The 17,463-nt window shown below is 63.5% G+C and carries 14 protein-coding genes; 5 read left to right on the forward strand and 9 right to left on the reverse strand.

Annotated features, from left to right (window positions below):
- Positions 1–140: 140 nt before the first annotated feature.
- Positions 141–1,772 carry a potassium channel family protein gene (locus EP007_RS15700; RefSeq protein ID WP_128478717.1) on the reverse strand — a complete coding sequence of 544 codons (1,632 nt, stop codon included), beginning with the start codon at positions 1,770–1,772 and terminating at the stop codon, positions 141–143.
- Between the two features lie 378 nt (positions 1,773–2,150).
- Between EP007_RS15700 and EP007_RS15705 the strand changes: the two genes are divergently transcribed.
- Both EP007_RS15705 and thiC read left to right on the forward strand, forming a co-directional pair.
- Positions 2,151–3,758 carry a pentapeptide repeat-containing protein gene (locus EP007_RS15705; protein ID WP_128478718.1) on the forward strand — a complete coding sequence of 536 codons (1,608 nt, stop codon included), beginning with the start codon at positions 2,151–2,153 and terminating at the stop codon, positions 3,756–3,758.
- Positions 3,759–4,015: 257 nt separating this feature from the next.
- Complete coding sequence (thiC, locus tag EP007_RS15710) at positions 4,016–5,446, forward strand: phosphomethylpyrimidine synthase ThiC (RefSeq protein ID WP_128478719.1); 1,431 nt, start codon at positions 4,016–4,018, stop codon at positions 5,444–5,446.
- Between the two features lie 42 nt (positions 5,447–5,488).
- Here the strand turns inward: thiC and EP007_RS15715 are convergent, their stop codons facing one another.
- A complete protein-coding gene (locus EP007_RS15715) occupies positions 5,489–5,770 on the reverse strand; it encodes a winged helix-turn-helix transcriptional regulator (protein WP_128478720.1) in 282 nt (93 codons plus the stop codon).
- Between the two features lie 157 nt (positions 5,771–5,927).
- On the opposite strand from EP007_RS15715, the gene EP007_RS15720 reads away from it, so the two are divergent.
- A complete protein-coding gene (locus EP007_RS15720) occupies positions 5,928–6,728 on the forward strand; it encodes a creatininase family protein (RefSeq protein ID WP_128478721.1) in 801 nt (266 codons plus the stop codon).
- A gap of 64 nt (positions 6,729–6,792) precedes the next feature.
- Here the strand turns inward: EP007_RS15720 and EP007_RS15725 are convergent, their stop codons facing one another.
- The 3 genes from EP007_RS15725 to EP007_RS15735 form a co-directional block, all read right to left on the reverse strand.
- On the reverse strand, positions 6,793–7,539 hold the full coding sequence (locus tag EP007_RS15725; RefSeq protein ID WP_128478722.1) for a DUF7504 family protein: 747 nt from the start codon (positions 7,537–7,539) through the stop codon (positions 6,793–6,795).
- Between the two features lie 75 nt (positions 7,540–7,614).
- Positions 7,615–8,235, reverse strand: coding sequence for an O-methyltransferase (locus EP007_RS15730; protein ID WP_128478885.1), 621 nt, complete (start codon positions 8,233–8,235; stop codon positions 7,615–7,617).
- A gap of 94 nt (positions 8,236–8,329) precedes the next feature.
- Positions 8,330–9,580: a M20 family metallo-hydrolase gene (locus tag EP007_RS15735; RefSeq protein WP_128478723.1), complete on the reverse strand. Its 1,251-nt coding sequence runs from the start codon at positions 9,578–9,580 to the stop codon at positions 8,330–8,332.
- Positions 9,581–9,901: 321 nt separating this feature from the next.
- Here EP007_RS15735 and EP007_RS15740 point away from each other — a divergent pair, with 321 nt between their 5' ends.
- Complete coding sequence (locus EP007_RS15740; protein ID WP_128478724.1) at positions 9,902–11,281, forward strand: tryptophanase; 1,380 nt, start codon at positions 9,902–9,904, stop codon at positions 11,279–11,281.
- Between the two features lie 68 nt (positions 11,282–11,349).
- The gene (locus EP007_RS17670; protein ID WP_166035672.1) at positions 11,350–11,508 is read left to right on the forward strand and encodes a hypothetical protein; all 159 of its coding nucleotides are present in this window, start codon (positions 11,350–11,352) and stop codon (positions 11,506–11,508) included.
- A gap of 125 nt (positions 11,509–11,633) precedes the next feature.
- Here EP007_RS17670 and EP007_RS15745 read toward each other — a convergent pair whose 3' ends face one another.
- From EP007_RS15745 to EP007_RS15760, 4 genes are all read right to left on the reverse strand, one after another.
- Entirely contained in the window at positions 11,634–13,961 is a 2,328-nt protein-coding gene (locus tag EP007_RS15745; RefSeq protein WP_128478725.1) for a pentapeptide repeat-containing protein, read from the reverse strand.
- Between the two features lie 156 nt (positions 13,962–14,117).
- Entirely contained in the window at positions 14,118–15,071 is a 954-nt protein-coding gene (locus tag EP007_RS15750) for a hypothetical protein (protein ID WP_128478726.1), read from the reverse strand.
- Positions 15,064–15,663, reverse strand: a complete 600-nt coding sequence (locus tag EP007_RS15755; protein WP_128478727.1) for a DUF2617 family protein — start codon at positions 15,661–15,663, stop codon at positions 15,064–15,066. The genes EP007_RS15750 and EP007_RS15755 overlap by 8 nt, the downstream gene beginning before the upstream one ends.
- A gap of 27 nt (positions 15,664–15,690) precedes the next feature.
- Positions 15,691–17,463 (reverse strand): spermidine synthase, encoded by a 1,773-nt coding sequence (locus EP007_RS15760; protein ID WP_128478728.1) that lies wholly within the window; start codon positions 17,461–17,463, stop codon positions 15,691–15,693.

Below are 17,463 nucleotides of genomic sequence, written 5' to 3' on the forward strand. Positions count from 1 at the left end.
AAGTATCTTGTGACGGTAGGCTTCGCTTGCGCCGGGATAAAGAGAGCCTAGCCCCGCGAACGCGCCACAACCGCCAGCGGAAACGGAAGTTCCTTGCGGCGTCTTCGCCGGGCGACTGACCCAAGCGACCTTCGCGGCGCTCAGTTCGCCAGCGCGGCGAACCGACCGACCGCTTCCTCGGTCCCCGCGACGATAACGTCGTCGTCGCGCTGGAACCGAAACTCCGGTCCGACGCCGGTCAGGACCGACCCGTCGCGTTCGACCGCGACGACGGTACAGCTCGTTCGACTGCGTATATCGGTCTCTGCGAGCGTCTGTCCGGCGATTTTCGGGGCGGCCGTTCGGACGATTTCGATCTGCTTGTCCATCGAGATGAGTTCCTCCCCGTCCAGAATGGTGGCCGCGAGCATCCGGCCGGAGACGGTCGCCAGCGCCAGCACGTAGTCGGCACCAGCGCGGTAGAGCTTTCGGTCGTTCTCGGTCTTCTCAGCGCGGGCCAGCACCTCGACGCTGGGATTGAGGTCGCGCGCGACCAGCGTCCCGAACCCCGTCAGGGTGTCGTCGGCGATGCTGAACACGACCGTTCGGGCGTCCTCGATGCCCGCCTGTTCCAACGTCTCGGGGTCGGTCGTGTCGCCGACCACGTCCACGCCGGGTTTGTCCTCGATGTCAACGACAGTGTAGGAGACGTTCGCCGACGCGAGCGCGTCGGTGACGGTCGAACCGACCTCGCCGTGGCCGACCACCACGACCGTCCCGCGGCGTCGTCGGTGCGGTTGCGAGCGGGCCATCCCCTTGAGGCGTTCGAGTTGGGCTTCTCGCCCGGCGACGAGCAGGACCATCCCGACATCGAGTTTCGCCTCCGGAGCGAGCGGCGTCTCGAACTCCCCGTGTGACCACGCCCCGATGACGTTCGCGCCGAAGCGGTCACGGATACCGCTCTCGGCAAGCGTCGCCCCCACCAGTTCGCTCCCGCGCTGGATGGAGAGTTCCGCGATTTCGAAGTCCTCGCCGGGTTCAACCGCGTTCCCGAGTTCCGTCGAGACGGCCGTCGTCACCTTGTCGGCCAGACTCTCACCGACGAGTCGCCGGGGCGACAGCACCTCGTCCACGCCCGCGAGTTCGTGGTAGGTCTCGTGTTCGGGGTCCTCCACGACGCTGACGACTCGCACGTCGCTGTCGGCCTCGCGGGCCGTGAGGACGATACTCACGTCCGTCTCGTCGCCCGCGTCGGCAACCAGCGCGGTCGCCGACGAGAGGTTCGCGGCGTTCAGCGTCTCGATGGAGTCGGGTTCGCCGTGAATCACCGAGTGTCCCGACTCGTAGAGGTCCAGCGCGGTCTCGCGGTCGGGTTCCACGAGGACGTACGCCTCGTCGCGCGACTCCAACTCGGAGATAAGCGACCCGGCCCGCGGCGAGTACGTGCAGATGACGACGTGATCTTCGAGGTCTTCGACCGCGGTCGGGAGCGTCGTCGAAATTGCGTCCTCGAACAGCGGGACGACGAAGACGGGGAGCGCCATGAAGATGAGGACGACCCCAGTCAGGTCCATGACCATGACGAACAGGCTCATCTCCGGGGTCTCCCACGGCGCGTCGGAGCCGTACCCCGTCGTCGTAAACGTCTCGACGACGACCTGTAGCGACTGGTAGAACGGCTGGGAGTGGCCCTCGTAGACGGCCATTCCGTAGTCGTAGACGACTGCGTAGCCGAGGAAGACGACCGCGAGCGTCGAGAGGTAGTAGAGCGTTCGGCGCTTCCACTTGTCCATCGTCTAGCTTTCTCCAGATTTAGCCGTTTATCTGTTCGGATACTGGCGAGTGACACTACTCGTAGCTTTCTTCGAGTGGTACCGGTACTTTATCTGCCGTAATTAAGTTTATTACTGTGGATATACTATATTGTGAATGTGCATATTAATTTAGAAAAAGGAAACAAGTTTAATGAATCTAGGGGAGAGTGTAAGTTCCGCTTTCGAGAGCACTCTCGTCGATTGAAGAGTTTACGAAACTGGCAGTGCTCGAAAAACTCTCACGAAGGGGCGAGAAAGTGTCTATGGCATATTAAATCAGAACGGAAGGACGTCAACGATTTAGTTGCGATTCGGTCAGACGAACCGGAGGAGTTACACGGTGCAGTTCTCAGCGGAATGTTGATAGACGACAAAATATCTTTTCGAGAATGCGGTCTGAACGAGTCAGATTTTAGGGACAGTTACTTTCGTAGAACAACATTTGAAGGGGCAGATCTCTACGATACGGATTTTACTGGTGCTGTTTTAATGGAAGCAGACCTGCGGCGAGCGAATTTATCCGAGGCGAAGCTTAAAAACGCAGATTTACGTTACGCAAATCTGGAAAATACTGACTGTCGCGGAACGACGCTTTCCGACGTGAATCTTCAGCACGCTACCGTTACGCACGCAGATTTTCGAGACGCAAATCTGGAATACGTGCGTCTCCCAAGTGAGGTACTTGCCGAGACAAAACTTTACAGAGCGACGATTCGTGACTCTTCCATCACGGAACCCGATGTTTCGTACAGCGAAGTCAAACAACTCAACATACAGAATACAGTTGTCAAGTTCGGGGATTTCAACGAGGCCAATATTTCGAACTCGGTGATTGTAGAGTCGGATTTCAGCGGGTCGGATTTCACGCACGCAACTATCTCTAATGTTGAGTTCGAAAACACTAATTTAGAGTGGGCCGACTTTCGACACGCAACCATACAGGGAGTAAAGTTCGAGGAATCGAACCTTAGAAACACGGATTTTGAAAACGCGGTCATCGAGAAAGTGAACTTGGACGGGGCTGACCTTCGGGGAGTCAATCTTCCGGAAGGTACTCTTAAAAATGCGTCGTGCAACGGAACGAACTTCCGAAACAGTAATTTGGACCGCGATGATTTTCAAGATGCAGATCTTTCGGAAGCTAACTTCGAAGAGTGCAGTTTGGTCGGTGCTGACCTCCGTGATACGGATCTGCGAGATAGTAATCTCGAATTTGCAGACCTAAGCGAAGCCGATTTGCGAGGAGCAGACCTGACTGGAGCGAAACTTTTTGGTGCCGATCTTCGAAACCTTCTTATCAACGAGCAAACTGAGTTAGGCGAGCGTTGTTGGTACGACTGTGAGGCAGACCGGTTGGCCGCTAACAGCACCGCTGGCGATCAGACCCAATGCCAAAATGAGAGTCGCTTGAACCGAATTGGGTTCGCCCTACAACGCTTTTCGACTCGTTTGATGCAACGATCCTCCTCTGAACAGCGTATCCACTTAATCCGGTCACAGCGTATCTACCGTCGGTATCAGCGACTACTGCAGGAAAACTCGGTTCCAGACCACATTCAAAAATATCGAATTCAGGAAAAGCACGTCGAGCGAAAACTCTCGCTGGTGACTGGCGAGACCGTGAATTGGTTCCGTCTCGCGGTTTCCCGCTGGCTGACGTTATACGTTGAGAGTCCGAAGCATGTCGTGGGGACGTCGATAGCGCTCGTGGTACTAAGTGCAGTACTGTACCCGATATGGGGATTACGACTAAATGATGGTAACGTCATCCAGTATCCCCTTCAGCACTCACTAGTCACGTACACAAATACGATTTATTTTAGCGCGACCAGATTTATGGCTCCAAGTAATGGCGGACTGATGCCGATAGGTATGGGGAAGATGGTCGCAACCGTCGAATCGTTCCTCGGTGCTATCCTCGTTGCACTTCTCGTCTACGTCCTTGGGCGAAGAGCAGGTAATTGAGTACTGTTGACTACTCCCTGAGCGAAGGGATTAGAACAAGGATTTGGTGCGGTCAAAGGCGGACTCGTTAGAACGCCGAGCGCGGTGTCGGCCTTCTCGTAGACACCTTGCAACTGCTCAACCTTCCGCAGGTCACGGCCGGTGTTGTGCTCGGTGTCTTCTCGCGGCTCACGGGAGTCTTTCTTCTGCGGAGCGCCGCCACCAAAACCCGCCCTCGAACCCAGAGTTTATTATTCAGTGGTATAACCTAGTAATCCATGACGCAGTTACGGAGTGCCCGGAACGGAACGATTACCGACGAGATGGAGCGAGTCGCCGAACGCGAGCAGATCGACGCCGAGTTCGTCCGCAAGCAGGTCGCGGCGGGAGAAGCCGTGATTCCGGCGAACGTCGGTCACGACCGACTCGACCCGATGATAATCGGCCAGGAGTTCTCCACGAAGGTCAACGCCAACATCGGCAACAGCGACGAGGCCAGCGGCGTCGAGGAGGAGCTAGAGAAGCTACACGCCGCCGTCCACTACGGCGCGGACACCGTGATGGACCTCAGCACGGGCGGAGATTTGGACCGGATTCGGGAGGCGAACGTCGAACACTCGCCGGTTCCGCTCGGCACGGTACCGATTTACGAGGCCGTCAAACGGGTCGAGAGCGTCGAAGACATCACCCGCGAACTCCTGTTGGACGTTATCGAAAAGCAGGCCAAACAGGGAGTTGACTACATGACGATTCACGCCGGGGTCCTCGCCGAACACCTCCCGCTGACCGACGGCCGGACGACCGGCATCGTCTCGCGCGGCGGGTCCATCCTCGCGCAGTGGATGGAAGACAACGGGATGCAAAATCCCCTCTACACCGAGTTCGAGGATATCTGCGACGTGTTCGCGGAGTACGACGTGACGTTCAGCCTCGGCGACGGTCTCCGGCCGGGAAGCGTCGCGGACGCGGGCGACGAGGCCCAGTTCGCGGAGTTGGAGACGCTCGGCGAACTGACCGAAATCGCGCAGGATCGCGGCGTACAGGTCATGGTCGAGGGACCGGGCCACGTTCCGATGGACCAAATCGCCGGACAGGTCGAGCGCCAGCGAGAGGTCTGTGGCGGCGCGCCCTTCTACGTCCTCGGCCCGCTCGTGACCGACGTGGCACCGGGCTACGACCACATCACGAGCGCCATCGGCGCGACGGAGGCGGCCCGCGCCGGGGCCGCGATGCTCTGCTACGTCACCCCGAAGGAACACCTCGGACTGCCCGACGCCGAGGACGTGCGCGAGGGACTGGCGGCCTACCGCATCGCGGCCCACGCCGCCGACGTGGCGAACGGCCGGGAGGGCGCGCGCGACTGGGACGACGCTCTCTCCGAAGCGCGCTACAGCTTCGACTGGGAGCGCCAGTTCGACCTCGCGCTGGACCCTGAGCGCGCCCGGTCGTCTCACGACCAGACGCTCCCCGGCGACAACTACAAGGAGGCCAGATTCTGCTCGATGTGTGGCGTGGAGTTCTGTTCGATGCGCATCGACCAAGACGCCCGCGACGCCGACGGCGAGATGACCGAAATCGAGGGCGGGACCGACGTGGAATCCTCTCTAGCCGCCGAAGTGAACCGGCCGCCGGTCGGCACCCACGAGGTCGAGGGCGCGCCGCTGGAAGGCGTGGAACTCGACCGGGAGTATCCGTCGGCGGACGACTGAAGGGTGAGAAAAAAGGAGTTTCAACCGGCGAGTCGCCGTCTCTCAGACCGCCTCGGCGCTCTCGGGGGTCGCCTCGCTCGCCTGAAGGCACTCTTGGACGGAGTCGGTGAGCGCGTACAACTGCTTGCGGGCGTCGGGGATGTAGACGCGCTCCTCGATGACGTTCTGGTTTTTCAGGCGCTTGATGGAACTCCGGACCGTCCGGGGCGAGAGTCGGGTTCGGTCGCTAATCTGCTGTTGGGTCAGGGCGTCGTCGTTGTATTCGAGGACTTTTACGACCAGTTTCGCGCTCGGCGGGGCGTTGTCGTCGAGACAGTCAGTCATGTGTTCCAACTATGGAACGCCACCGGATTATACGTTTGCTAACGCCGGTGAAACGTGGTTACCGCGAGGTAACCGCCCCGAGAGCCGGTGAGCGTTCGGTCGCGGCGGCGACCGAACGCGGGCAAGAACTTTACGCGCTCGCTCCCCGCGTTGCGATATGTATCTTGCAGACCAGACGTGGCCGGAGTTGAGCGACTACGTCGCCGAGGAGTCGCTGGCGGTCGTCCCGCTCGGCTCCACTGAACAGCACGGACCCCACCTGCCGCTCTCGACCGACCACACGATTGCGGAGGGGTTGGCCCGCGAGGCCACCGACAGGACCGACTTCCTCTGCACGCCGACGGTCAACGTCGGCGTGAGCGTCCACCACAAGCAGTTCCACGGTACGATGTGGGCCGACGCGCCCGAGTTCCGCGACTACGTCGAGAGCTTCTCCCGAAATCTCGCGTACCACGGCATCGACCGCATCGTCTTCGTCAACGCCCACGGCGGCAATCAGACCCACCTCCGGGAGGTCGGCCGGAGACTACGCGAAGACGAGGTGGCCTACGCCGTCGAGTGGATGTGGGACGAGTCCATCCCCCAACTCGTGAACGACCTCTTCGAGCACAACGGTCCCCACGGCGGCCCGAAGGAGACGGCGATGATGATGCATCTCGACCCCGAGAACGTGAAGACCGACGAACTGGAGGCTGCGCGCGACGGCGGACTGGTCGAGTGGAGCAACGAGGAGGCGTCCGTCCACGGCGCGCGCGACTTCTACGACTCCATCGACAACACCGACAACGGCGTGCTGGGCGACCAGACCGACGCCACACCCGAGAAGGGCGCGCGACTGTTCGACGCCGCGAGCGACCAGTTGGTCCAACTGCTGGAGTGGTTGGACGACCGGCGGTTCGAAGACCTGATGGCGAAACCACACGTCGAGCCGAAACCGGGTAGTCGGCGCGAGCGATAGGCGGTGGCGGTCGGTCGGCGTCGCTACGACTGCCCGGCGGCCACGACTGCCGAGAGACGACGCCTCAGAGCCGGACCCAGTTTGTCGTCGTCCCCCGGTCGGGAACGTGCCAGCGCTGTTCGGCGTCGTGGTCGTCAGTCTCGGAGTTCACCGGTCGAATCTCGATGACCGCGTCAACCTCGGCCGCGAGCGACTGGACGCGCTCGCTCCCGTGGGCATCTCGGAGGACGTAGTGAGCCATCCCGTTGTGCTCGCGGACGCGCCGCCCAACAGTCCGACAGTAGTCCCGAACCGCGTCCTCGCCGTGGTGGTCGAGGAGGGTGCCCAACGAGTCCACGCCGACCCGCAACTCCGCGGGCCGGAACCCATCGGTGTGGCGGGCAAACTCCTCGATGCCGGAGACGAGTTCCGACCGGAGACCGTCGATTCGGGCGTCGGGAACGTGCGTCTCGGGAATCTCCTCGAACTCCTCGTCGCGCGGGACGGCCTCGGCGACGGCGCGGGGCGTCACCTCGTAGTTAGCTATCTTCGTCGTGCGGGCCAGCGAGAACGGCGACTCGTCGGGGTCCGGAAGTCGCCGCTCGACGCTCCCGGAACTCGCGTCCGTAACCGCCAGCAGGCGGTAGCGCAGCGTGTTTCCGTTCCCGAGCAGACTGGCGCTCGCGCGCGTGAACAGCTTCCGTCGGGCGTCGCCGACGACGAGCAGGGTACAGCCCGTGGATTTAAGCTCGTTTAGTAGGCTAAGGAAGTCGGTGAACTCGTCGTTCGGCGGCGCGTTCGACCGGCGAGCGCCGTAACGGTCCGTGGTCATCGCGTCTCTTTATTTCTCTTTCATCCCTATACATATAAATTTCTCTGTTTAGACGAAGGAATATATCTAGTTCGCTCACGTCCGAACGCTCACGGCGATTCCCTCGCCGAGCGGAAGCGCGGCGGTCTCGAAGTCGGGGTCGTCGCGGACCGTCGAGAGATAGTCGGCGATGCCTCGCGTCTGGTCGTCTACGTCCTCGGGGTCGTCGCCTTCGAGGATAGCGAGGATGGTCTCGAAGTCCTGAATCCCGCTCTCCATCGCGTTATCGGCGATGACGACGCCGCCCTCCGCGACTTTGTCGCGTACCGCGTCGAGGGCGTCGGGGTAGCCGTCCTTGTGGCAGTCCACGAGAACCACGTCGAAGGGACCGTCGTGGCGCTCGACGGTTTCGAGCGCGTCGCCCTCCTCGAACACCGCTCGGTCGGCGTAGCCGCCACGGGCCAGATACTCGCGGGCGTCGGCGAGTTCGTCGGCGTGGTGTTCGGTCAGGACGATTTCGCCGTCCTCGGGGAGCGCCTCGGCGAACCAGTAGGCCGAGTAGCCGAACCCCGATCCGAACTCGAAGACTCGCTCGGCATCGACCATCCGGGCCGCGAGTCGCAGGAACGAACCCACTGCGGGACCCACCGTCGGGAAGCCGATAGCTTCGCCGTGGCTCTCCATCTCTCGGAGGGTGTCGTCGCGTTCGGGCACCATCGCGCGGACGAATCGCTCGGTGTGGTCTGGAAGTAGCGTCACGGTCGAACGCTCGCGCGTCGGAAAGGTAAGTGTTCGTGAGACGACGGGGAACCTACGCCCCCGCGAGGTTTGCCAGCGCCCCCGCCAGCACCCGCGTCGCGGTCGCGCAGTCTTTCCAGTCGGTCCACTCTTTCGGGTTGTGCGAGATGCCGTCCTTCGAAAGCGCGAACAGCAGGCCCGCGTCGGTCACGTCCGCGACGTGCATCGTGTCGTGGGCCGCGCCCGAGTGCATCTCCAGCGTCTCGATACCGGCCGCCGCGCCCGCGTCGCGGGCCGCCCCACGGACGCGGTCGCTCATCGGCGTCGGTTCGAGGTCGAAGGGACGCCGGAACTCGGTCTCGACGCCGCGCTCGCGTTCGAGACGCGCGAGGCTCCGGCGGGCGCGGGCGACGAGTTCCCGCATCGCGCCGCGGTCCACGTCCCGAATATCGACGCCCGCCTTGACTTCGCCGGGCACGACGTTGGTCGCGTTCGGGCGCACGTCGAGACTCCCGACGGTGCCGACCGCGGTCTCGCTGTCGGTCGCCGCGACCTCGTTGGCGGCCCGTTCCACGTCGAGGACGAACTCGCTGGCCGCCGCGAGCGCGTCGGTCCGGTCGCCCATCGGTGTCGCGCCCGCGTGGTTCGCCTCGCCGCGGAGGATTGCTTCGCAGTGGGTGATGCCCGTGATTGCGGTGACGACGCCGACCGAGACCCCGGCGTCGGTCAGTCGCTCGCTCTGCTCGACGTGGAGTTCGAGCCACGAGTCCCATTCGCTGGCGTCGAGGCGACCCTCGCCCCGAAAGCCGATGTCTGCGAGGGCGGTCTCCAGCGCGGTCCCGTCGTCGTCTTCGAGCGCGAGAGCCTCCTCGACCGACCGCTCGCCGACCGCGACCGAGGACCCGAGGAGTCCGGACGCGAACCGCTGGCCCTCTTCCTCGGTGAAGGAAACGACTTCGACCGGGCGCTCCGGTTCGACGCTCGCCTCTCTCATTGCCCGGACGGCTTCGAGCGCGGCGTAGACGCCGAGCGGACCGTCGAAGATGCCGCCCTCCGGCACCGAGTCGAGGTGGCTTCCGGCCGCGACCGGGGCGGCGCTCGGGTCGGCGCTCTCGGGGACCCACCGCCCCGCAATGTTGCCCACGGCATCGACTCGCACGTCGAGTCCGGCGTCGTCCAGTCGGTCCGCGAAGTTCTCGCGGGCCTCGCGGTTGGGTTCGGTGCCAGCGAGGACGGTCCGCCCGCGGCCCTCCTCGGCGTCGATGTCACCGAACGCGGCGGTTCGCTCGATGTCTCGCCGCAGTCGCTCGCGGTCTACGTTCATAGAGAGTCAGTCGCACGCCGAGGTAATGAGTGGTGTGAAAGGGGCGATTCGGTGAGATGGGGCTTGCGCTTTCGGAAACGAGCGCGACCAATCAACACTTCTTGCTGTACTTCTCGGCGACCTCGCGGAAGTGGGGGGGAGTTTCGCATACGTTTACGTTTGCGTAAACGATAACGCAAGCGGCCAGCGAGAGCGAGGCGAATCGCCGAGCGACTGGTCCGGTGGTCGATGTGCAGTTTCGGTCGATATCCGCCGCAAGCGGCCATCTACGGCCAAAATTGTCTCGGAAGTAATACGTCACGCGAGACCGACTGGCCGGATATGCGAGCCTACAAGTCGAAAGTCGTCTCTCCGATTCGCCTTCCCGACCGCGACGAACGCGAGGACCAACTCGAACAGGCGGGGTACAACGTCTTCAATCTCGACTCCGACGCCGTGTTCGTTGACCTGCTGACCGACAGCGGCACCGGGACCATGAGCGAGTCCCAGTGGGCCGCGATGATGTCGGGTGACGAGGCCTACGCCGGGAGCGAGAGTTTCGAACGGTTAGAGGAGTCCGTCGCAGACGTGATGGGCTTCGAGCGAATCCTGCCCGCCCATCAGGGTCGCGGGGCCGAAAACGTCCTCTACGGTTCGCTGGTCGAAGACGGCGACTACGTACCGAACAACACCCACTTCGACACCACGCGCGCCCATATCACCAACAACGGGGCCGAACCGGTCGATTGTCCCCACGAGGACGCCCTCGCGGGCGACCGCGAGTTCGCGGGCGACATCGACGTTGAACAGGTCCGAGAACTGGCCGACGAGGTCGGCGCTGAGAACGTCCCTGCGGTTCTGCTCACGCTGACGAATAACTCGCTGGCGGGTCAACCGGTCAGCGTCGAGAACGTCCGAGCGGCCCGAGAGGTCGCCGACGAACTCGACGCGACGTTCGTCATCGACGCCTGCCGGTTCGCCGAGAACGCCTACTTCGTCCGAGAGCGCGAGGACGGATTTTCTGACCAGTCAGTCGCCGAGGTCGCCCGCGAACAGCTCTCCTACGCCGACGCGCTCGTCATGAGCGGGAAGAAGGACGGGCTGGTCAACGTCGGCGGGTTCGTCGCCCTGCGCGACGACCCGGAACTCGACAACCTGCACGCGAAGGCCCGCGAGCGCGCCATCCTCTACGAGGGGTTCACGACCTACGGCGGGATGGCTGGCCGGGATTTGGAGGCGATGGCGGTCGGACTCCGCGAAGCGGTCGAGGAGTCGTACATCGCCGACCGAGTGGGACAGGTCCAGCGACTCGGCGACATGCTGGCCGAGCGCGACGTGCCGGTCCAGCGCCCGACCGGCGGCCACGCGGTGTACGTGAACGCCGCCGAGTTCCTGCCCGAGATTCCGGCCTCGCAGTTCCCCGGTCAGGCGCTGGTCTGTGAACTCTACCGCGAGGGCGCGGTCCGAGGCGTCGAGTTAGGGAGTTTCGCGTTCCCCGACACCGACCGGCCGGAACTGGTCCGCCTGTCGCTACCCCGCCGGACCTACGGCACGGACCACCTCGAACACGTCGCCGAGACGTTCGAGCGCGTCGCCGAGCGCCGCGACCACGGGGACGTGTCCGGTCTCGAAATCACCGAGGAACCCGAGATGGCCGAACTCCGCCACTTCAGCGCTGAGTTGCGACCCGTGGAAACGGCGGAGACGCCGAGCGCCGACTGAGACTCGACTGTCGATAGCGCGCTCGACAAATCGGTGTCCTCATTTGGGCGCGGGTCGTACGACTGCGCATGGCTTCGAAGCTCAAACGCGGACTGTACGGTCTGGTAGGACTGCTCGCGCTCGGGTTCGCGGTCCACTACGCGCTGTTCGGGTCGCTCCCGCTCGGGAAGCCCGAACTGCTGAGCGACGATGACGACGACTCCGAGTGGAACGAAGTCGAGGCGTAACTCTTCGACTCTCACGCGACGGTTTTTTCGGTAGACGAAGTATTCGAGGAGTGATTTTTGCCAGTCGAACAGTAGCGACGAGCGCATCCCAAAAATCGACCGCGGTGAGTGCGCCGAACCGCGCCTCAGTTCCCGCCAAGCACCCGCTTGAACAGCGTGAACGTGAGCAGGGTGAAGAACAGGCCGTTCAACATCCCCTGACTCGCCGCCAGAATCTTCGCCAGCCAGCCCACCGGTCCGATGTCGCCGTAGCCGATGGTGCTGAAGCTGATGTAGCTGTAGTAGAGACCTTCGAAGAGCGTCGTCGCGGGTTGGTCTGCGTTCCAGATGACTCCGGCTTGGGTCTGCAGCGGGCCGCCGAGGACGTAGAGACCGCCGAACACCGCCGGGAGGAGGAAGGTGAGCGCCGCGATGCGGGGCAGGCGGTTGCCGTACCCGCAGGTCAACTGCATGAAGAAGTTGAGTCCGACGCTGGAGGCCTTCTTTACGCGGCCCCATGTGTTTAACGAGTATTCTCGGAAGACGATATCCAGGTTCTTCTTGCGGTTGTAACAGTAGCGCTTGAACTCGAACTCGCGCATCGCGGGCGTGTCGCCGACTGCGTCAGCGCTGTCCTGTGCCTTCCGGTAAGTCTCTTCGACGACTTCGCTGGTCATCTCCACGTCGTAGCGCCCCGACGACTCGTCACCGAGGAAGTCGTGGACGTTCCAGTCGTTGCGTTCGAGGTAGGCGTGGTGGTCGCTGAAGTCGAAGTGGTCGAAGTCCGTCAGGCAGAACCGGAAGTGGTCGAGCAGTTCGTGGTCGCTCCCTTCGCTCTCCAGTCGAACGTCGCCGAGCGTCGCTTTCGTCAGGTCGTAGATGACCGCGCTCTCGGCAGCGATGACGATGGTTCCGCCCACGATGGTCGCCTCCGTCAGGTCAACGTAGGTGTCGGCGCTCCCGCCCGACTGGACCCGGAACTCTACGCCGTTATGAAACTCCGACTCTCGGAAGTTCGATTCGTCGTGGAACGTCACGTCCTTGAACGACCCGTTGGTGAAACTCGACGACTGGAAATCTGCCAGCGCCTCGAAGGTCGTCTCGTCGAAGCAGGCGTTCTCCTCTAGGTGCTTGGCCTCGCCCTCGAAGATGGAGCCGCGGAAGACGGCGTCGTCCTGAAACGTCGCCTCCCGGAAACTGGCGTCCTCCAGAAAGCGGGCCTCGGTGAATCGTACGCGCGACCGGAACGTCGTCGCCATGAAGTCGGCATCGCCGTGGAACTCCGCATCGACGCCTCGCACGTCGCCCTCGAAGCGACTGCCGTCGAAGTTGACGCCGTCGAAGAACGCGACGCGCTCGAAGATGGCGGTTCCGCCGACCTCGATTCGGTGACAGTCGGCTCTGGCGTCGAACTGCGCGCGGTCGAGGTTGAACGCGCCCTGAAACGTCGCGTCCTTGAAATCGGCGAACCGGAAGCGCGCGAGTTTGAAGTCGGCCTCGTCCTCGAACGTCGCGGCCTCGAAGGTCACGTCGTCGTTGGTCGTCCGACTGCCGCCGTTGAACTCGACGCCGCGGAACTCCGCGAGCTGCTTGAACCGGGCGTCCTTGAAGCAGGCGTCGTCGTGGAACCGGGCCTCGTCGAAGTCGGCCATCCGGTCGAAAACGACGTCGCCGAACTGGGCGTCGCCCTCGAACTCGACGTGTTCGAAGTCCGACTCGGCGTGGAACCCGGCGTTCTCGAAGGTGACGTACTTGAAGGTCGCCTGCCGGAAACTCGCGTCGTCGCGGAACTCCACGTCGGCAAAGGAGATGTTGTCGTCGAGGACGTGGCTAGTGCCTGTGGTCTCGGCATTACGGAAGTGGGCGACGCCGTGGAAGGTCGCCCCAGCGAAAGTCGTGTCGTCGCCGAACGTCGTCTCGTCGCAGTCAACCTCGGCGTGGAAACTCGCGTCCTGTAGGGTCACGTCCTCTCGGAACGTGGTCTCGTAGGCCGAGAAGCGACGTTCGACCGAGAGGTCGGCGGCGTCGAGCGTTCCGTCGATGGTCGCGCTCTCGAACTCCAGCGCGCCGACGGTCGCACCGCGGAGGTTCAGGCCCTGTTCGAGGTGGCCGTGGGTGATGTCCAATCCCTCGATATCGGCGTACTGGAAGTTGAGGACGTGGTTGTTCCCGCCGTCGATATCCTGATAGGTCAGCGAGAGGTGGGGCAGGTCCGCGCCCACGTACTCGTTGGCGCGCACTCCCCCGGAGCGCAGATTCTCCTTGATTTGGGCCACGATTTCCTCGGCGGAAACGTCGTTGCTCGCGCGCTCGTCGCGGGACATGTGGAACGGGCAGTAGTCGCTGTCGCCGTGGGCCTCGTGGGGACACTCCCACGTCGTCTGGAGGTGGGCGTCGGTCCGTTTCGCGGGGTCGAAGGTGTACCGGCAGGTCGCCGTGGCGTCGGCGGCCGTCCGTTCTGTCGTTTGTGCCATAGTGTTAGCAAGGCGTCGAAGGTCTCTCTTGGGGGAGAGTTCGGTTGGAGAGCGGTACGCGGCAAGTAGTCACACGTACCCTCATTGTTCACCCCTCCGATATATAGATTAGGTTGTTCGGAGGCTGTTCGAAGCCCGAAAGTTGTTGACTCTATTTTACTTCAACACGTCCTTGCGCTCGCGCTCTGTGAGACTGGCGTCGAAGGCGCTCCGCGAGCAGTGTTCGCATTCTTTGGCGGGGTTGGTAGACTTGTCGTAGGTCTTGAGCGGGTGGCCGAAGACGAAAAACGCCTCCATCTGGTGGCGCGCGACGACGGCGTCGGCGGGTTCCCCACAGTTGGGACACCACTCGTCGCTCTCGGCGGGCACCTGATAGGTGACCTTCCGGCGGCCGAACCCGGCGCGGTCGAACGCCTCGTCTTTCGAAGTCTCGATGAGGTCTTCGACGGGATACGGTTCTTCAACCACTTCGTTGTCCAATCCGGTGTCGGCGACGACTTCGCTATTGAGGTACGGCCCGAGCGTCACGGTGTTGTCGTAGCCGAGCAGATACACCGAGACGGCGGCGCTCCGGCCCGTAATCTCGATGTCGTGGTGGTGACCGACGACGTACACGTCGAGGTCGGTCCGGGCCTTCTCGACGGTGACCTCGTGGTGCGCGCCCGTGACGCGAACGCCCGCGTCGGGGTCGCTGGCGCGTCCCTCCTGTTTCCACCCGGTAAGCGACACGTCGTAGTCGTCGGGGTCGCGGGGCGGTTCCACGTCGTCGCTGTAGACGTTCTCGGGCGCGACGGCCGAGAAGTCGCCGCTCGCGGTTCCGGCCGTGACGAACACGTCCTCGGCGTCCGCGACCACCGCGTCGCCGGTCACGCCGCCGGGGTCGGCGTACCCGTCCTCGATGTCGCCGCTGACGACCGTCTCGGGGTCGCCCGGATTCGCGTCGCCGGTCGGTTGGTGTGCGAAGACGTACTCGGCGTTCCGGACTTCGAGGTCGCCCGCCACGCTGTCGGTCCGGAGGAACACGTCCGCGGGGTCCCGGAGCGCGACCGGGGCGTCTTCGTGGCCGGTAAACGTTACGTCGCCGTCGTAGGTTTCCTGCTGGTCAGTCATCGGTTTGGGGTGTCGGTGTTATCTCGTCGCACTGCGTCTGCGCTTCGCGCGCTCGTCGCGCGGAGTGAAGTTCGGTGAACGTGTAGACCGCCAGTCCGTGTTCGGGGTAGGTGTGGTACGTCTCGTAGGTCCCGCTGGCGTCCGCGACCGACTCGTCGGTCGCGGCCGCGCGCTCGCCGGAACCGGCCGGGTCGAGCGTGATGGTCGTCCACGCGTCGGGACCGAACCGGAAGGCGGCGTCGGCCTCTTCCTGGCCGGGGAACGCCTCGATGGGTCGGACCTCGGCGAGCGTTTCGACGCGCAGGCGGTCGGTCTCGAAGGCGAACTCGCGCTCGACGCCCAGTTCCAGCGGCGTCACCGCGGTCGAGTCGCCCGAGACGGGCTTACACGAACAGATTTCGTGAAAGTCGAGCGCCGGGACGCCGACGTAGTGGGACTCGCCGATGACGGTCAGCGCCGCCGGTTCGCCACAGAGTTCGCTCGGCACGACGCGCTTCACGTCGAACACCTCCAGATTCGGTTCGCTACTCGCGTACGCGAAGTGGAGGTTCGGGGCGTCGGTGCGGCGATTCGGGGGGTCGGTAGGTGGCATGGGTAGTTCTTGTAAATTGTCTATCGGTCAGGTGTCCACGATGATGTCGTAGTTCGGGTGGAACAGCGAGTTGACTTCCACGCCGCTGTAGCGCGGGACCGCGCGCCACTGCAAGTCGCGGTAGCGGTCGGCGTGCGCTCGGACGTAGTCGGTCGCGCGGGTCGAGCCGGGGTCGGGGAACGACTCGCGCTCGCCCGGCGCGAGGACGTAAAACTGCTCGACGCGCTCGCTCTCGCCGTCGCGGTCCACGTCCTCCCACGCCCAGTAGGGCGCGTAGCGGTCGAATCCGGCTTCCCGAACCGTGTTCAGATACGCCTTGTTGTGCTGGGGGTAACCGTACTGGGAGTAGGCCCACGCCGCGACGACGCCGTCCGGTTCGAGATGTCGCCGGATGGAGTCGTAGAACTCCTTCGAGTAGAGTTTGAGCAGGTCGTCGTCGGTCGCGCCGGGAATGTCCAACAGCACGAGGTCGTAGCTCTCGTCGGTGTCCCCGAGGTAGGCGTAGCCGTCGCCGACCGTGGTGTTCAGGCGGTCGTACTCGTGGGCATCGTCGTGCCAGCGCGCGTAGAACGAGTCGTTTTTGGCGTGAGCCATGAACTCGCCGTCGAGGTCCACATGGTCCACGCTGACGTTGTACTGCCGGAGGCGGTCGATGGCTATCCAGTCGCCGCCGCCGACGACGAGGACGTTCGTCTCGGGACCGCGGTCGGTCAGCGACATCGGTACGTCCACGAGGCCCTGATGGTACGAGTCGGCCCAACTCTCGCAGAGCTGGACCGCGGTCCCGAGGCGCAGGCACTGCTCGGACTCCTCGGCGAAGTACGGGTTGTCGCCAGCGCCGGTCCACGTCCGGTCGTACCGGACGACGTGTTGGTACTCGGTGGTCCACTGGTCCGTTATCTCAGCGTCCATCGCGCCCCGCTGGTACTCCGACTCTATCTGCTGTTCGAGGTAGAGTTCCGTCACCTCGCGGTCCACCTGTCGGTGGTTGGCCACCGCGCCCGCGTACCCTGCGGTCAACAGGAGACAGACCGCGAGGAGCGCGGCCGACTCTCGACTCGCCAGTTTGCGGCGCTCCCCGGAGAACAGTCCCCACGGGCGCTCGCTGAACCGGGCGACGAAGACGAGCGCGGTGACGGCGTTGAGCAGTGCCAGCACGAAGATGGTCGGGACGAGTCCGAGTCGGGGGTAGAGGACCTTCGCGTAGACGACGGCCCCAAACAGGCCGCCGACGTAGTCCATCGCCAGCACGACCGAGAGACCGCTTCGCTCGCCCGCGGTTCGCTCGACGCTCCAGAACAGGCCGAAGACCCCGAGGACGAGACCGTAGAGGCGACCGAAACCCTCGGTCACGGCGGCGGGGAGGAGCCGACCCGGTTCGTCGGTCTGCTCGACCATCCGGGTCAGCAGGGGGAGTTCGAATCCCGAGAGGAACCCGACCGCAATCGCGGGGAGTCTGGCGACGACCCAGACGAGTTCCGAGGGTACGGTCTCGGGAATCGCCACGCTGTTCAGGCCGACGATGAGCATGAACCCGGCCGGAGCGACCGCGGCGAGATACACCTCGGTCCGGAAGAAGTTCGAGGGCGCGTCGCCCTGCAAGTCGTCGGAGACCGCCGACCCGATGCCGAGGCTGAAAAAGTACAGCCCTACCGTGATAACGTACTGGGTGACGGTCCCGCCGTACATCACGGTCAACAGCTCCGAGTAGACGAACTCATACGCGAAGCTACAGAACGAAACGACGTACGTGATGGCAAGCAGGGTCAGCGTCTTCGTTCGAGCAGAGGGCTTCGACAT

Source organism: Halorussus pelagicus, assembly GCF_004087835.1.
GTDB classification, from domain to species: Archaea; Halobacteriota; Halobacteria; order Halobacteriales; family Haladaptataceae; genus Halorussus; species Halorussus pelagicus.